Genomic DNA, 16,937 nt, shown 5'->3' on the forward strand with positions numbered 1-16,937 from the left:
ATGAATAAATACGAATATCAAATTGGCGGTAGTCTCAAAGTCGATGCACCTAGCTATGTAGAACGGCAGGCTGACTTTGAACTTTACAATGCTCTCATCCAAGGTGAATTTTGTTATGTATTTAGCTCTCGACAGATGGGTAAATCTAGCTTGCGGTTACAAACGAGGCATCGATTAGAACAAGCAGGCTACAGTTGTGCTTCTATCGACATGACTCGGATCGGCAACGGCAATATTACTCCTGCTCAGTGGTATAAAGGCATAGTAGTTGACTTATTAAGAAGCTTTAATCTCTTTAGCAAAGTTAATATCAAAGCCTGGTGGTCGGAGCGTGAAGATTTACCTGCATTACAGCGATTGAGTCAGTTTGTCGAAGACATTTTGTTAGTTGAACTAAAAGCTGAAAAAATATTTATTTTTATTGATGAAATTGATAGTGTTTTAGGTTTGAATTTCCCTGTTGTCGATTTTTTTACTCTAATTCGTTCGTGCTACAATCAACGAGCAGAAAATCCAGAATATAACCGCCTAACTTGGGCGCTGTTTGGAGTAGCAACACCTTCAGATTTGATTGCCGATCGCAACTGTACCCCATTTAATATCGGTAAATCTATTGAACTACACGGCTTTAACTTATCGGAAGTTCAGCCATTAGCAGCAGGGTTAGAAAGTAAAGTAGCTAATCCGATGGCAGTTCTCAAAGATATTTTGGCTTGGACAAATGGTCAGCCATTTCTGACTCAAAAGCTCTGTCAGATAGTCGTGCAAGAAAGAAACTGTGGAAGCAAAGATGTTCAAGATCACAGAAGCTTAGAAGTTGATGAGCGTTATAAATTGGATAACCATTTACCCATTATTAATCAACATCTGATAAATTTTTACTACCAATTTCCCTTATTAATTTTAGAAAAACTAGTGCAAACCCATATTATTGAGAAATGGGAAGCAAAAGACGATCCAGAGCATTTGAAAACAATCCGCGATCGCTTGCTGAGAAATGAGCAGCGTGCTGGAGGTTTACTGGGAATGTACCAGCAAATTTTACAAGGGATTCAGATAGCTAGTGATGATGGAGAGGAGCAAATAGAACTGCTGTTGTCGGGGTTGGTGACCAAGTGCCAAGGCCAACTAATAGTGAAGAACCGGATTTATGAAGAGGTTTTCAACCAAACTTGGCTAGAAAAACAATTAGCAAAATTGCGACCTTACTCCCAAGCATTCAATGCTTGGGTCGCCTCAGGACATTGTGATAATTCCCGGCTATTGCGTGGAACAGCCTTACATGAAGCTCTAGCTTGGTCACAAGGCAAAAGTTTGAGTGATTTGGATTATCAGTTTTTAGCAGCTAGCCAAGAATTTGATCGGCGAGAAGTTGAGACATGGTTAGAAGCAGAACGAACTAAAGAAGTTAAAGCTCGACTAGTTCAAGAGCAAAAAGCAGCTAGATTTCAAAGATTATTTTTTCTAGGTGCATTTGGTTGGGCATTGATAGTTGTTTTAGGATTAGGGATGGTGACTTTCGAGTATAAAAAGCACTGCTCAGTGACCTCAAAGCAATTACTAGATCAACCTTGAACCGAACACAAAATTGTGCTGCATCCAAATTAACTCAGTAGTGCTGGGTGATTTTGCACTTTTGACTTGTCGGGTTTTGGGTAAAAGGGAAAGGGGAAAGAAAAAACCTTTAACTTTTAACCTTTACCCTTTAACCTTTTCCCCAAACCAAATTACAGTTTAAAATCCAAAACCCCAGCAGTATTGCCTCTGCCCCCGCACCTCTACGTTAGTTCCAGCCCACCTTGATAGCCAGTGACAATGCGGCTACCATCCTTGAGGACGTGGACTTCTATCTGGTCACTAGCCCAGGTAATCTGGTCTTGGAAAGCTGGATTGAACACATGAACGCGTTGATTACTAGAAGAAACTGGAGAGTTGGGAGAATTAATTGCCAGAGATTGTACAAAAGGCCCGTCAATCAAGATATCAAGTTGTTCTAACAATGCTTGGGAACCTGGTGGTGCGGATTGGGACTGTAGCTGCTTGAGAGTGAAACCAGTAAAAGACATTACATTTAAGCCAGCAGCTTTTACCTTCCGAGCTAAAGACGCTAGTGCAGTTGCTTGCCAAAAGGGTTCTCCACCAGAGAACGTTACACCCATATTGCGGGGATTACTGAGAATATTCTCGGCAAGCGTATCAACAGCAATCAATTGGTTAGCCTCAAATGACCAGGAGTTAGTATTAAAGCAGCCAGGACACTCACGAAGACAACCTTGTACCCAGATGACTGCACGACAACCAGGGCCATTAACTTCTGACTGATCAACGTAACCCATAATGTTGAGATAGCCAGGGGGAATTTCCATGAGTGCTAGCGATGGGTCAGTTGGCTTAATTTCCATCTCTTTAACTCCTTTTAGCCGTTGTCTGTTAACCGTTAACTATAGCGAATCTCCAGTTATATAACGGTGACTAATGACTCCTGATAAATGACTAATCCCTCAAAAACTTTATGGGATTTTGAAAAGTTCGCTTTAACTTACTAGACTGAAGTTAGTTGCCCAGCTAGCATTGACCGTCCCATAGATAGAATCGATGACTCAACAAACTTCTAGAATTTGTATCCTTGGCGGAGGCTTTGGTGGTCTCTACACAGCCTTGCGCTTAAGCCAGTTACCTTGGGAATCTACGCAAAAACCCGAAATTGTTCTGGTGGATCAAAGCGATCGCTTCCTATTCTCTCCTTTACTTTACGAATTACTCACTGGTGAACTGCAAACCTGGGAAATAGCCCCACCGTTTGAAGAACTTTTCCAAGGCACAGGGGTGCGTTTTTATCAAGGAGTTGTGTCTGGAATTGACATCGACCAGCAACAAGTAAATATACAAGAAGGGCCCGAAATCCCTTACGACCGATTAGTGCTGGCGTTAGGAGGTGAGACACCCCTAGATTTAGTACCTGGTGCGACAGCCTACGCCTACCCATTCCGCACAATCTCTCATGCCTATCGTCTGGAAGAACGCCTGCGATTTTTAGAAGAATCGGATGCTGATAAAATTCGGGTAGCGATCGTTGGGGCTGGCTACAGTGGTGTAGAGTTAGCCTGTAAGTTAGCCGATAGACTAGGGGAAAGAGGACGCTTTCGGCTCGTTGAAATTGCCGACCAAATTTTGCGAACTTCCCCAGAGTTTAACCGAGAAGCGGCAAAGAAAGCTTTAGATGCCCGTGGCGTGTTTCTTGATTTAGAAACCAAAGTGGAATCAATAGAGCAAAATAGCATTTCCCTAGAGTACAAAAACCAGTTAGACACGATTCCCGTAGATTTGGTAATTTGGACTGTGGGAACTAGGGTTGCGCCCGTAGTGAAATCTCTTCCCTTCAAGCAAAACCAGCGTGGTCAAATCAGCACTACATCCAACCTGCAAGTCTTTGATCATCCAGAAATCTTTGCCTTGGGAGATTTAGCAGACTGTCATGATGCTGAAGGACAGCAAGTCCCCGCTAGTGCATTAGCGGCTTTTCAACAAGCTGATTATACTGCTTGGAATATCTGGGCAAGTCTGACTAATCGACCCCTCCTTCCCTTCCGCTATCAACAGTTAGGAGAAATGATGGCACTAGGAATAAACAATGCCACTCTCACTAGTTTGGGAATTAAACTAGATGGGCCCTTGGCATACGTTGCTCGTCGGATTACCTATTTATATCGGCTGCCATCTTTAGATCATCAGCTTAAAGTTGGTTTTAATTGGCTAGTCCGTCCGATCATAGAAACACTTACTCGGTAACTTAAGGTTGGGCATTGGGAAGCCTGCGCCGTGGGCGGCTCTGCCGACTTGAGGCGACTGGCGTCATTGGGCGTTGGTAAAGAACCAACACATTTACGATAATTTGCTTGATTTTCGCCAACCTACTTAGCAAATGCTAGACTCTACCCACAGAAGCTCTTTAACAAGTCAAAATCTAAAATTCTACATTCAAAATTTTCAAACTTTGATGGAACAACCGAAAGTTATTTTTTTAGATGCTGTGGGTACACTCTTCGATGTCAAAGGTAGTGTGGGCGAAGTTTATAGTCAAATAGCCCAGGAATTTGGCGTTACAGTTTCAGCCGAAACATTGAATACAGCCTTCATCAAAAGTTTTAAAGCAGCGCCGCCGCCGATATTTCTAGATGCAGAAGTACAAGATATTCCCCAGCGCGAGTTTGATTGGTGGCGGATAATTGCGCTGAACACTTTTGAAGATGCGGGTGTTCTCAAGGAATTTTCTGACTTTTCGGCTTTCTTTAGCGAACTTTACATCCACTTTGGCACTGGTGAACCGTGGTTTGTCTATCCCGATGTTTTACCAGCTTTAATCAACTGGCGGCGGTTGGGAGTTACCTTGGGGGTGTTGTCCAATTTTGATTCTCGGATTTACTCAGTATTGCAAAGTTTGGGATTGAGAGAGTTTTTTACCTCTGTCACCATTTCTACCCAGGTACGTGCAGCTAAACCCGATCCTCAAATTTTTGCTATTGCCTTAGATAAACATAAATGTTCCCCAGAGGCAGCATGGCATATTGGCGATAGCATTGTGGAAGACTATCATGCAGCTAAAGCAGCTGGACTCAGAGGCGTTTGGATCAATCGTGGTTAATAAGGAGATACTTTAGCGATTTTTAACGGGACAGAACTCAAACGGTGTGATGATAGCAGTTTGGATTAGTGACGCTGCCGGGACAAAAACGTTGATCTAGCTACAAGCTAGTTGATATGGTTGCATAAAATAGCACCCAATATTTCATAATCCAGATTAATCAATATGTCTCTTATTCAAAACAAAGTGATAATCATCACTGGAGCCAGCAGTGGTTTAGGTGAGGCGACTGCAAAGCGACTTGCTGCTAGTGGAGCCAAACTGATGCTGGCCGCCCGCCGCGATGATCGGCTCAAAGATTTGGTTGCAGAGATCGCTAAATCAGGAGGGACTGCAACCTATCGAGTAACAGATGTAACAAATCGCTCAGAAGTAGAAGCCTTGGCGAAGGAAACTTTAAGTACATACAGCCGGATCGACGTGCTAATTAATAATGCCGGCTTGATGCCTCTCTCTCGCCTTGAGCAAGTAAAGGTGGAGGAGTGGGAGCGGATGATTGATGTTAACATCAAGGGCGTTCTGTATGGGATTGCTGCTGTGTTGCCGATTATGCGTCAGCAAAAGTCTGGTCACGTTATTAACCTATCGTCTGTCGCTGGACATAAGGTGTTTCCGGGATCAGCAGTCTACTGTGCTACCAAGTACGCAGTGCGAGCAATCTCTGAAGGGTTACGACTAGAGTCAAACGGCGAAATCCGTTCGACTAATATCTCACCAGGAGCCGTTGCCACTGAACTGACTACCACGATTACCGATAAAGACACAGCAGCAGGAATTGATCAACTCTATGCGATCGCCATTGATGCAGATGCGATCGCCCGGGCTATTGCATACGCCATTGAGCAACCCGATGATGTTGATGTGAACGAAATGATCATCCGTCCAACACGTCAAGAACTTTAGGTTTAGGTTCACAAAAGACATAAGACACGATTAAACCCAATACTTCTCGTTTTGTGCATTTTTAATCCGGAATCGGGTTTTGGGAAAAGGTTAAAGGGGAAGGGTTAAAGGTTTTTTCTTTCCCTTTTTCCCTTTCCCCCTTTCCCTTTTCCCGACTTATGCAAGAAGTCTATTGTTTGTGGCGATCGCTCGGCTAAAAAAGAGCCGGACGATCGCACCGATCAACTAATTTCCTTACTTTACCAACACCTTCGTGCCATCACCATTTGTTGTTGCTTTCTCTGTATTTGGTGTCATCACTACTGCGATCGTCGTTTTTGGCGCAGTCTTCCCCACGGATCGCTTACTACTCTTGCGTGGTTTACCCCCTGCCTGTATATACTGTAAACTGTTCTTACCGTAGTGCGTCGCCACACTCATTAACATTTTTTCCGAGTAGCTTCTCAAATCCTGCTCTAGCAATTCAATCTGCCCTACCGCTTCATCAATTGTGGAAAGCATTGTGTTGTAGCTCGATAGCTTCGTTTGCAAGGTTTGAATCCGCTTTTCATACTCCGCTAAATTTAAGCTATCGCTAAACTCAAGCGTTTCGCTAATCGATCTCATCCCCGATATTCGTAGCGTTGCTTTATCTAATACCAGAGAACTGCGTTTCAGTCGCGCCATGAATCCCTCTCTTGCAAAAACTTATATGAAAACTAGTACAGACTTGTGATTCCACTTTAGCTATTTGCCATTCTTCTCCCCCTGAGTAAAAACCACCAAAACTAAAGTGAAGTTTACGGTAAAATCTGATATTTATTCCCCAATTTCACTTGAAATCTTTAAAATTATTTGTATAAAAAATTTTATAAGAAGAATATCAAATATACTTAGAGACTTAGCAGTGCTACGTCTCTACAAGGTTTTGGGTTTTATATATGTACTTCATTTACCTGAAATGTGCTGTAACTAAACCGTATTGGTGTTGAAGTACCCAAATATCGTGTTGAAGTACCCAAATATCGTTTTGAAGTACCCAAATATCGTTTTGAAGTACCCAAATATCGTGTTGAAGTACCCAAATATCGTTTTGAAGTACCCAAATATCGTGTTGAAGTACTCAAATATCGTTTTGAAGTACCCAAATATCGTGTTGAAGTACCCAAATATCGTTTTGAAGTACCCAAATATCGTGTTGAAGTACCCAAATATCGTTTTGAAGTACCCAAATATCGTGTTGAAGTACTCAAATATCGTTTTGAAGTACTCAAATATCGTTTTGAAGTACTTCCATTGCTTTTATGAAAAGTGAAATCAAATTGACACTAATTAAAATTATTCACACGTTAATACGGGTATTCTTCAACTTTGTGATTTTCTATATGCTTTAGACCGCGTAGGCGTAGCCCGTCGTAGACATCGCAATTTTGTAATTGGGATAATAGCGAATGCCATACAGCATAGGTTTTTTCTGCATGGCGGTAAGCGTAGCTATGCCGTCAAGCTTATCGTGCTGAAGGTTTTGAGTCCGTCAAATTTTAGCTAAAATGTTCTAGTGCCGTGATTTATTAGCGATCGCTCGAGTTTCTCAACACAACCTAATAATATGGCAAAAGATTTGTATCATGAGCAAGTTAAACGCGTTAAAATTAGGTGTACCACATGAAGATATAGTTTTAGGTTTTCAACCTGCTAGAGTGCGCTCTGATACTGAGTTTGCTGTAGGTTAGGTTTAAATATTGATTGATGAGTAGCGATCGCTAGTTCAATTTTCATTAAGTCAAAGGTGGGTCAATACACTTCGGATAAGATTTTTTGATGAAAATTATAGATCACAAAGACGCGATAAATCGCCGTCTTTACAATAATAAGCCCTTTGTAGAGACGGCGATTTATCGCGTCTCCTGCCCTAACCGAACCCTATTGAAAGGCGGGTATCATTTCAACCTATGCGATCGCCCCTAGACTTAAAAAAATCTATTTAGGATATTTCCAGAAAATATTGTACCAATCGTGATTGTGCCCTTCTCCTTTGGAGACGCTAGCGCGAACGACAACTCTTGGAGACGCTACGCGTTAGCGGAGCTTTTGCTTTAGCGATACGCTCAGGGCACGGTGTTGGCTGAGCGAAGTCGAAGCCAAACCCTCTGGTATATTCTTTGCCAGAAATCACTTTAACAGGGGAAGCTTTAGTTCTATACCTAATTTGCTTCCTATTTCTATAACATTTAAGTTAAATTTGGTCAATGTTGAAATAGGTTCTATTTCATTGCCTTTTCGACTTCTTCGCAAATTTTCACCCAAGCTTGATTACGTTCTGGCTTATTTAGAGTGTCGAGGGGTTTATTTGGAGGGTGAGCAGCTTGGTATTCTTGGATGTCGGTTTTTGTGTATGAGCTTGCACTAATTGGAATCCAGAAAATGGTTAATCCCTCTTGTTCGGCTGCGCTGAGTAAAGGGGGGAGTTCATGTTTGTCGATGAAATCAGAGTTTATAAAGTCAGGGCTGACTAGCAGGATAGCAACCTTAGCCGTGGCTAATGCTTTTTCAATCTCGGCTTTCCATTTTGCGCCAGGTTTGATTTTGGTGTCATCCCAAACGATCAAACCTTCTGCACGAATATAGGGTTTTAGCTGTTTTTGCAGTTCTATTAACCATTCTGCATCTTCATGACTGTAGCTAACAAATATTTGGTTTCTGATGCTTTCTGACATAATTGGTTCCTTAATGGGGAATGATTCAATAATTTCTTTGTCTATTTGTTGTCTTTGTCGAGTTCTTATATCTTCATACCCATCAAGTAGTTGACGCAAATCGAGTTTTAATTTTAGTTTACCGATAGTGATTGTGCTTTCACCCATTGATTCGAGTCCGAGGAGTTCTTGGTAGTCGAGGGGTGGATGTTTGGGATAGTTGGGGACGGGAACCCATTCGGTGATTTCGAGATTGGGGAGACTTTTGTGGATTTTTTGGAAGACATCGCGGAGGATGCCGAGAAATAAGCGGCGGGTTTCTTGGCGTTTGCTAATAGTGATGAAGATTTTTTTGTCTTCGGGATCAGCTTTGATCCGAGCGATGTTGTAGATTTCGTTGTTTTCTTGATATTGCAGCATTACGCCACTGCGCCAATAGATTTGGTTATGAATTTTTTCGTGGGTAATGACGATAAAGCGGGAGATGATGCTTTCAGGGAGAACTTTGTAATGGTATTGAAATTCAAGGGTTTCGCCGCGGAGTTCTGTTTCGTCTGGTTGGTCTTTAGGCAGAAGTCCCGCAATCAGAAATTGTGGTGGTTTACAATCTAATTCAAAGCAAAGCTCAAATTCTTTCATCAGCCTGATCAGATAATCGTAACGCTCGGTGGGGTAACGCTTTTTATCGAGGATATCGGTGAGATCGGCGGGGGTGAAAATGCCTTTAGTTTTAGTTTTGAGGGTTTCATCGCTCAGAAGTGCGTAAATGCCTTCTGTAACCCAGTTGGGTTTGAGGACGTTGGTATCTTTGAGGATGGGATGCTCGCGGAAGTTGAGAACTAAACCGAGTCGATGGAGGAGATCAATGAGTTGATCTTGGTTTTGTTCTTCAAAAATCTTGTTTTCGTGGCAGATACCAATGTAGCGGTTGTAGCTGATGAAGTCTTGGGGCATGGATTCGAGTTGTTGTTTAACCTCAAACCATGTCAGGGGTAGAAGGTCGTAGACTTCTTTGAGTTTGGCGATTTGCTTCAAAATGGCGGTGCGAAGTTCATCAATGCCGATATTGTCTTGGCAGGAGGTTTCGATAATCGCTTGGATATTAGAATATTTCTCGCGTAATGCCTTGCGGTTGATGTCGAGGGGTTGTTCGTCTTTTTTGTTGCCAACGATAATCACGGGGGACTGTCCGCCGAAGCTTTCGATTAGTTTGAGCCAATATTCGATGCGGTTTTCTTCTTCGCTAGTGCGACAATTACAAACTAGGAGATAAAGGCTGCGCTTAGTCAGAAAAAACTGATGGGTGGCATGATAAATTTCCTGTCCGCCAAAGTCCCAAACATTGAGGCGGATGTCTTTACTATTGACCTGCACGTTCCAAGTTTCTACATTTAGTCCGTCGGTTTGAGATTGATTTTTATCATATTCATTGCTAATTAGTCGCTTGATGAGGGATGTTTTGCCGACGCTGCCTTGTCCGATGAGCAAGAGTTTGGCTTCGTTGAGTGGACGCACTTCACCGCTACGGAGTAATTGCAAGTAATTGAAAATATCTTCAACTGAACCAACATAATTAGAGGATCCTAAAATCTCTGGTGAAATAGGAAGCGGATTTTCCCGTAAATCTAGTGTTTCCAATTTCGACAAACTTTCGATCGCCTCTGGAATCTGGGTTATTTGGTTGTCACGGAGGTCAAGCTGCGTCAGATTGGTTAAATTCGCGATTGTCTCTGGAATCTGGGTTATTTTGTTGTAAACGAGGTAAAGCTCGGTCAGATTGGTTAAATTAGCAATCGCTTCTGGAATCTGGGTTATTTGGTTGATACTGAGGTAAAGCACCGTCAAATTGGTTAAATTAGCGATTGCCTCTGGAATCTTAGTAATTTGGTTTTTATAAAGGGCAAGCACCGTCAAATTGGTTAAATCAGCGATCGCCTCTGGAATCTTAGTAATTTGGTTGTTATGGAGGAGAAGCAGCGTCAGATTGGTTAAATTAGCGATCGCCTCTGGAACCTGGGTTATTTGGTTGCTACTGAGGTTAAGCAGCGTCAGATTGGTTAAATTAGCGATCGCCTCTGGAATCTGGGTTATTTGGTTGTCACTGAGGTCAAGCTGCGTCAGATTGGTTAATTTAGCGATCGCCTCTGGAATCTGGGTTATTTGGTTGTCACTGAGGTTAAGCAGCGTCAGATTGGTTAAATTAGCGATCGCCTCTGGAATCTGGGTTATTTGGTTGCCACTGAGGTCAAGCTGCGTCAGATTGGTTAATTTAGCGATCGCCTCTGGAATCTGGGTTATTTGGTTGCCACTGAGGTCAAGCTGCGTCAGATTGGTTAATTTAGCGATCGCCTTTGGTATTTCAGTTAGCTCTACTCGAATTAAGATAAGTTCCTCTAAATGTAATATTTGCGTTATCACATCGGGAATGCTCTCTAAAGGATTGCCACTAATATCCAACTTACGCAAATTAGGCAAACCCAATAGTTCGAGTGGAAGCGTTTTTAAATTGTTGCCTGAAACCTTTTCGAGAAAGCGGTTTCCTACGAATTCATAACCTTCAACCTTCTTTCCCAAAATCAAAGACTCAAGCTGCTGCAACTTCCCAATTTCCACAGGTAACTCAGTCAACTTCTGTCTTGACAAGTCTAACTCTCGCCAACCCTCAGCCACGGCACGATCTATCAGTTGCAATAACTCTTCCTGCGTCATAATTCCAAGGAGAAGGGTAAAAGGAAAGAAGATTGATGAAGATTATCTTAACTAATTAGGGAAAATGCTATGGGAATCCGGCTTGATTACTGAAATCACTTGCTTCGGTAGGCAATAAGCAATAGGATTTCAGAAGATTAAGAAGGTGTACCAAATTTTTTTCAAAAATCAAATATGAGTCCTATAGACCATGATTTTTTGGCGTTCTGTCAGTTCGCTGTTTAAGATATTGCGGATTTAGGCGTAGGCGTAGCCCGCACTTCTCTACGAGACGCTGCGCGTAGCTTGCTTCCCCGGAGGGGTACGCCTGCCCTCAGTGACCATCGTAGACATCGCGCCTTGAGATGAAGAAAAAAGGCATCCAAGAGTTGCAATTTGACTTCTCTCCCTTGTCTCTTCTTAATGCCCAATGCCCAATACTTCTCTACGAGAGGCTGCACTTCGACTACGCTCAGTGACCACGCCAACGGCTTCTCTACGAGATGCTACGCGTTAGCGAAGCTTTCGCTTTAGCGATACGCTCAGTACAAGTGCCCCATTCCAAGTTCCCAATGCCCAATGCCCAATGCTGCCCCAACACTCGTATGATCAACATATCAGGAAAACATAACAGCCAGATTTTTACCGCAAAACATGGGCAGCATTTGGGAAATCGATTTTTACTCCCGTCCAATTTTGGACGATAATCAGAAAAAAATTTGGGAAGTCTTAGTCTGTGAAAGCCCCTTGGATATCGGCACCAAACCAGATTCTTTGTTTCGCTATGCTCAATATTGTCCCAGTACCCAGGTAAATTCGGGCTGGTTGCGGACAGCATTGCAGGAGGCTATTAACCAAGCTGGAAAAGCACCAATTAAAATCCGCTTTTTCCGCCGCCAAATGAACAATATGATTACTAAAGCTTGCCAAGACTTGGGCATTCCCGCCCAGCCTAGCCGACGTACTTTGGTTCTTAACCAATGGTTAGAACAGCGGTTGGAAGAAGTGTATCCTCAAGAGGCAGGGTATCAAGGGGGGACTAATCCCTCAGTCCGCTTGGAAAAACCTCTGCCGCAACGTTTACCAGATGCTTTGGAAGGACAGCAGTGGGTATTTGTTACCTTAGATGCTGCGGATTTGGCAGAAATGCCAGAGTGGGAAATTGGCTTTAGTGAAGCTTTCCCCTTAGAGTTGGCGAAAGTTTCACCCGAAGCTCGTATTCCTGGTATTTTGATTTTTTCACCGAGAGCGTTGCCTTTGGCAGGCTGGATGTCTGGTTTGGAGTTGGCTTTCTTAAGATTTGACACCAGCGAAGAGGCGAGATTGCTTTTAGAAACTGGTGTAACTGAAAGTTGGATTGTGGCAAATATCAAGAAACCTCAAATCTTAGCAGAAGCCAAAGGTTTTGAAGAAGCCAAGCAAAAAGCTAACGGCGTGCATTTTATCGGTGTCCAGTCTGATCCCAAGGCACAATCTTTTGCTGGCTTTTGGCTGTTGCAAGAGGTTAATCTCTGAAAATGGGCAGGGGGCAGGGGGCAGGGAGCAGAGGAAGCAGGGGGAGCAGAGGAGGCAGGGGAAGCAGGGGAAGAATAACTATTGATTTTGACCAATGACTAATGACCAATGACTAATGACTAATGACTAATGACTAATGACTAATGACTAGATCCGTTGAGACATGACAATGATTTGGGATAATTAACTGCGTCCATCAGTGTTGATCTGCGGTTCAAAATCGCAACTGCCGAAACACGCTGATGATTTTTGGATAGTTATCTGCGTCCATCAGCGGAAAGTCTAATCGCCAAAAGCCGACGATCAAACTTTCTAGAGACAGCGTTGATATGCGGTTCAAAATCCACAATTCACTAAGGGTCATGGGTTCTGAAAAGAATGGCACAAGAACTAGCCGAACAGTTGCTGGAACTAGCTATAAAATCTGGAGCAGAAGCTGCTGAGGTGTATCAGTCGCGATCGCTTTCTCGCCCAGTGTTTTTTGAGGCAAACCGACTCAAACAGCTAGAAACCAGTCAATCTGAAGGCACAGCACTACGGCTTTGGCGAAACGGGCGTCCGGGACTCACGGTGGCTTACGGTTCTGTCTCAGCCGCAGTAATGGTGGAAAAAGCTCTAGCCCTGAGTCAACTGAATCAACCGGAAACAGTAGAATTAGGTTCTAATTTTCAGCCCTCTTACCCAGATTTAGGGGAAAGTGTGCCGATAGAGATTTTGGTAGATTGGGGCAAAGAAGCGATCGCACTCATCCGTGATGCCTATCCTGATGTTGTGTGCAATGGTGACTGGGAATGTGATGTTGAAACCACAAGACTAATCAATACCAAAGGTTTAGATTGTCACTACACCGACACTACCCTCAGCTGCTATATATCAGCAGAATGGGTGCGTGGCGATGATTTTTTGAATGTTTCCGATGGACAAACTCAGCGGGGTGAACTCGACCCAGAGAGATTAGCTAATCAAATTTTACAGCGGTTAATTTGGGCCAGAGAAAATGTCTCACCTCCTACTGGTCGCATCCCGGTTTTGTTCACTTCTAAAGCCGCCGATATGCTTTGGAGTACTGTGCAAGCAGCTTTGAATGGCAAGCGAGTCTTAGAAGTAGCTTCGCCTTGGGCAGAACGCTTGGGTAACCCAGTAGTTGCACCCAGCCTCACCCTCTACCAAGACCCGGAAGCAGGCCCTTATAGTTGCCCCTTTGATGATGAAGGCACTCCGACTCAATCTTTAGTATTTATCCAAAATGGGACTTTACAGCATTTCTATGGCGATCGCACCACCGGACGCCAACTCGGTACTGAAACCACTGGAAATGGTTTTCGCCCTGGTTTAGGCAGCTATCCCACCCCTGGTTTATTTAATTTTCTCATCCAGCCAGGTTCGGCATCCCTACCAGATCTAATTCAACAACTGGATGATGGCTTGATTGTGGATCAAATGCTGGGTGGTGGCGGCAGTATTACTGGAGATTTTTCGATCAACGTCGATTTAGGCTACCGCGTCCAAAATGGTCAAGTAATTGGCCGCGTTAAGGATACGATGGTTGCAGGTAATGTTTACACAGCCCTGAAGCAATTGGTTACACTAGGCAACGATGCTGATTGGAATGGTTCTTGTTATACTCCATCTCTGATAGTAGAAGGGCTATCCACGACGGGGAGAAGTAATTAAAGAGGCAGGGGGCAGGGGGCAGGGGAAGAAGAACGATTATTGCCCAATGCCCAATGCCCTAATTTGTGAGAATTAGGGAACTCCAAAAAATAAATTATCCCAATTTCTGGACTCAACACGACTAGTTTCTCCCCCCTGCTCCCTGCCCCCTGCCCTAAATGCGATGGGATATTATTTTTAGTTGGAAGTCCCTTATGTCTCTTCCTGTTCTGAATCAGCGCTTTCGCACCTGGTGGCAGCCTAGAAGAGGTTTAGCGATCGCCGAAGCTTGTGTGATCGGTCTGGTTGCTGCCCTATCTGCGGTGTTTCTGAAAGTGGGATCGGGATGGCTGGGGACATGGCGAGTCCATAGTACCCATCTTTTACCTACATGGGTGGCACTACCGGCAGTTGGTCTTATTCTGGGGTTTGTGGCTGGATGGTTGGTGGATAGGTTGGCACCAGAGGCTTCTGGTAGCGGTATTCCGCAAGTCAAAGCCTCTCTCGCCAATGTGCCGATAACATTATCTTGGCGGGTGGCAGGTGTGAAGTTACTTAGTGCCATCATTGCCATAGGTTCCGGCATGACTCTGGGACGACAAGGCCCCACCGTCCACGTAGGAGCAGGTTTGGCAGCAGGGTTAAGTCGCTGGGTTCCCACTTCTCCAGATCATCGGCGGCAAATGATTGCAGCAGGTGCAGGTGCGGGTTTGGCAGCTGCTTTCAATGCCCCGATCGCAGGTGTATTGTTTATCGTTGAAGAGTTACTCCAGGATTTATCAGGACTGACTCTGGGAACTGCGATTATTGCCTCCTTTATTGGTGGGGTGATATCCCGACTTTTAGGTGGTGGCTCTCTTGACCTTAACCTGCAATTGACGCAATCTTCTAGCCAATTCTCGATCCCAGAAATTCCCTTTTTCTTGCTATTGGGTATTTTGGCAGGGTTGCTGGGTGCATTGTTTAATCGTGGCTTAATATTTAGTATTAAATTTTATAGTAAATTACATATCAGCTTACCGTTGCGGGTAGCTTTGGCTGGATTTATCTCCGGTGTTGTCGTGGCGATGCTTCCCGCATCCTTTCGTGATAATACGGGATTACGGGAGTCTTTAATTACTGGAGGTTCCCATCCTACCGTAGCAGCGATCGCTTTTACAGCGCAGTTCATCCTCACACTGATAGCATTTGGTTCGGGAGCGCCGGGGGGATTATTCGCTCCCAGTCTGATTTTGGGTTCTTGTTTAGGACACATCATTGGTGTATCTGAGTTGTACATCACAGGAGTGGGTTCTCCTACTACTTATGCACTAGCGGGTATGGGTGGTTTTTTTAGCGCCGTTTCCAAAGTGCCAATCACAGCAATTGTGATTGTGTTTGAAATGACTACCGATTTCAATCTGGTGCTACCTTTGATGATTGTTTCTGTAGCAGCTTACCTGGTTGCGGATAAGGTAGTGCCTGGTTCGCTTTATGAGAAACTTTTGGAATTAAAAGGCATCACTCTCACCAAAGAAGTTCCTATGGAGGGAGCATTAACCAAGTTAACTGCAAAAGATGTGATGCAAGAACGGGTGGAAACTCTAGATGCAGAGATGAGCTTGGAAGAAGCAATGCAGTCCTTTGCTCGTTCCCATCATCGCGGTTTCCCTGTGGTAGAAGATAGCAAGTTAGTAGGGATTGTGACGCAATCAGATTTGCTGAAAATACGCGAGAGTGCAAAGCACACACTGAGCGATCGCAATTTAGCCGATATTTTCTTAAAAGAAATTATGACGCCTGTCCCGATGACAGTAACACCAATCCATACCCTGAGCAATGTGCTGTATTTACTCGATCGCTATCAAATCAGTCGCTTACCAGTGGTAGATGGACGAAAACTGATTGGGATTATTACTCGTGCAGATATTATTCGGGCGGAAGCAGATCATCTCAATTGTGATAACCGGACTCCAAAACTGCGACCAGAACCTTCATACATAGTTTACCAAACGCGATCGCCCAGCACCGGCAGTGGTAGATTATTAGTGCCAGTAGCTAATCCCGAAACAGCGGGTATTTTATTACAAATGGCAGCAGCTATTGCCCGCGATCGCCATTATGAAATAGATTGCGTACAAGTAATGCTGATACCCCGCCACAGTTCCCCATCAGAAACACAGGTAAGGACAGCAAAAAGTCGACGCTTGCTCCGACAGGCGGAAGTCTTAGCAAAAAAGTGGAAAATTCCACTACACACGCAGATTCGAGTTACCCACGATGTCGCCCAGGCAATTCTGGAGACAATCAACGAACAACACATCGACCTAATATTAATGGGATGGAAAGGTAGCACATCTACCCCTGGTCGGATTTTTGGTAACGTTGTAGACACCGTAATTCGCCAAGCCACATGCGAAGTAGTATTAGTAAAATTAGGCACTACTCAGTCCCCAATCCCCAATCCCCACTTCAATCGCTGGCTAGTGCCGATGGCTGGTGGCCCCAATTCCGCACTAGCGATTAAATTGCTACCAGCTTTAATTACATTGGGAAATGATCCAAAAATTCGCCTGACACAGGTGTTTAAGCCATCTGAACTCAAGCCAGATATGTCAGTTTCAGAACAAGCCATTCGCCATTTGATACGGCGGCGCAAATTGTCCAGTACCGTAGTTGCTGTCCCAGTTCAAGCTGATTCAGTGGCTGAAGGTGTGATTAACCTAGTGAAAACCGAAGGTTACGATGTTGTAGTTTTGGGAGCATCGCGCGAGGGATTGTTGCAGCAGGCGATTCAAGGTAATATTCCAGAAGCGATCGCTTCTGGTGTAGAAAGTACAGTGATTTTGGTTAGGGGTGCAATTAACAAGTAAAAAAGAGAG

At 44.0% G+C, this 16,937-nt stretch carries 13 protein-coding genes; 9 read left to right on the forward strand and 4 right to left on the reverse strand.

Features of this window, described 5'->3' with window-relative positions; translation table 11 throughout:
* Nucleotides 1–1,575, forward strand: coding sequence for an AAA-like domain-containing protein (locus RM347_RS20230; protein ID WP_322716971.1), 1,575 nt, complete (start codon nt 1–3; stop codon nt 1,573–1,575).
* A 203-nt stretch (nt 1,576–1,778) separates the two neighbouring features.
* Here RM347_RS20230 and RM347_RS20235 read toward each other — a convergent pair whose 3' ends face one another.
* A complete protein-coding gene (locus tag RM347_RS20235) occupies nt 1,779–2,402 on the reverse strand; it encodes a 4Fe-4S single cluster domain-containing protein (RefSeq protein ID WP_322716972.1) in 624 nt (207 codons plus the stop codon).
* Between the two features lie 193 nt (nt 2,403–2,595).
* On the opposite strand from RM347_RS20235, the gene RM347_RS20240 reads away from it, so the two are divergent.
* From RM347_RS20240 to RM347_RS20250, 3 genes are all read left to right on the forward strand, one after another.
* On the forward strand, nt 2,596–3,789 hold the full coding sequence (locus tag RM347_RS20240; RefSeq protein ID WP_322716973.1) for an NAD(P)/FAD-dependent oxidoreductase: 1,194 nt from the start codon (nt 2,596–2,598) through the stop codon (nt 3,787–3,789).
* A 208-nt stretch (nt 3,790–3,997) separates the two neighbouring features.
* Entirely contained in the window at nt 3,998–4,642 is a 645-nt protein-coding gene (locus tag RM347_RS20245; protein WP_322716974.1) for an HAD-IA family hydrolase, read from the forward strand.
* 165 nt (nt 4,643–4,807) lie between these two features.
* Nucleotides 4,808–5,545, forward strand: a complete 738-nt coding sequence (locus tag RM347_RS20250) for an SDR family oxidoreductase (protein ID WP_322639641.1) — start codon at nt 4,808–4,810, stop codon at nt 5,543–5,545.
* Nucleotides 5,546–5,779: 234 nt separating this feature from the next.
* On the opposite strand, the gene RM347_RS20255 is transcribed toward RM347_RS20250, so the two are convergent.
* Nucleotides 5,780–6,211 (reverse strand): hypothetical protein, encoded by a 432-nt coding sequence (locus tag RM347_RS20255; protein ID WP_322716975.1) that lies wholly within the window; start codon nt 6,209–6,211, stop codon nt 5,780–5,782.
* Between the two features lie 941 nt (nt 6,212–7,152).
* Between RM347_RS20255 and RM347_RS20260 the strand changes: the two genes are divergently transcribed.
* Both RM347_RS20260 and RM347_RS20265 read left to right on the forward strand, forming a co-directional pair.
* A complete protein-coding gene (locus RM347_RS20260) occupies nt 7,153–7,257 on the forward strand; it encodes an element excision factor XisI family protein (protein WP_322716976.1) in 105 nt (34 codons plus the stop codon).
* A gap of 88 nt (nt 7,258–7,345) precedes the next feature.
* Nucleotides 7,346–7,492: a hypothetical protein gene (locus RM347_RS20265; protein ID WP_322716977.1), complete on the forward strand. Its 147-nt coding sequence runs from the start codon at nt 7,346–7,348 to the stop codon at nt 7,490–7,492.
* 296 nt (nt 7,493–7,788) lie between these two features.
* On the opposite strand, the gene RM347_RS20270 is transcribed toward RM347_RS20265, so the two are convergent.
* Entirely contained in the window at nt 7,789–10,929 is a 3,141-nt protein-coding gene (locus RM347_RS20270) for a COR domain-containing protein (RefSeq protein ID WP_322716978.1), read from the reverse strand.
* Nucleotides 10,930–11,562: 633 nt separating this feature from the next.
* Between RM347_RS20270 and RM347_RS20275 the strand changes: the two genes are divergently transcribed.
* Nucleotides 11,563–12,423, forward strand: a complete 861-nt coding sequence (locus RM347_RS20275; RefSeq protein ID WP_322716979.1) for a Tab2/Atab2 family RNA-binding protein — start codon at nt 11,563–11,565, stop codon at nt 12,421–12,423.
* Between the two features lie 214 nt (nt 12,424–12,637).
* Here the strand turns inward: RM347_RS20275 and RM347_RS20280 are convergent, their stop codons facing one another.
* Complete coding sequence (locus RM347_RS20280; protein ID WP_322716980.1) at nt 12,638–12,787, reverse strand: hypothetical protein; 150 nt, start codon at nt 12,785–12,787, stop codon at nt 12,638–12,640.
* A gap of 14 nt (nt 12,788–12,801) precedes the next feature.
* On the opposite strand from RM347_RS20280, the gene RM347_RS20285 reads away from it, so the two are divergent.
* Together RM347_RS20285 and RM347_RS20290 are read left to right on the forward strand one after the other, a co-directional pair.
* Entirely contained in the window at nt 12,802–14,097 is a 1,296-nt protein-coding gene (locus RM347_RS20285) for a TldD/PmbA family protein (RefSeq protein WP_322716981.1), read from the forward strand.
* A 194-nt stretch (nt 14,098–14,291) separates the two neighbouring features.
* Entirely contained in the window at nt 14,292–16,928 is a 2,637-nt protein-coding gene (locus RM347_RS20290) for a chloride channel protein (RefSeq protein WP_322716982.1), read from the forward strand.
* The last annotated feature ends 9 nt before the right edge of the window (nt 16,929–16,937 follow it).

Source organism: Nostoc sp. ChiQUE02 (genome assembly GCF_034531305.2).
Classification (GTDB): Bacteria; Cyanobacteriota; Cyanobacteriia; order Cyanobacteriales; family Nostocaceae; genus Nostoc.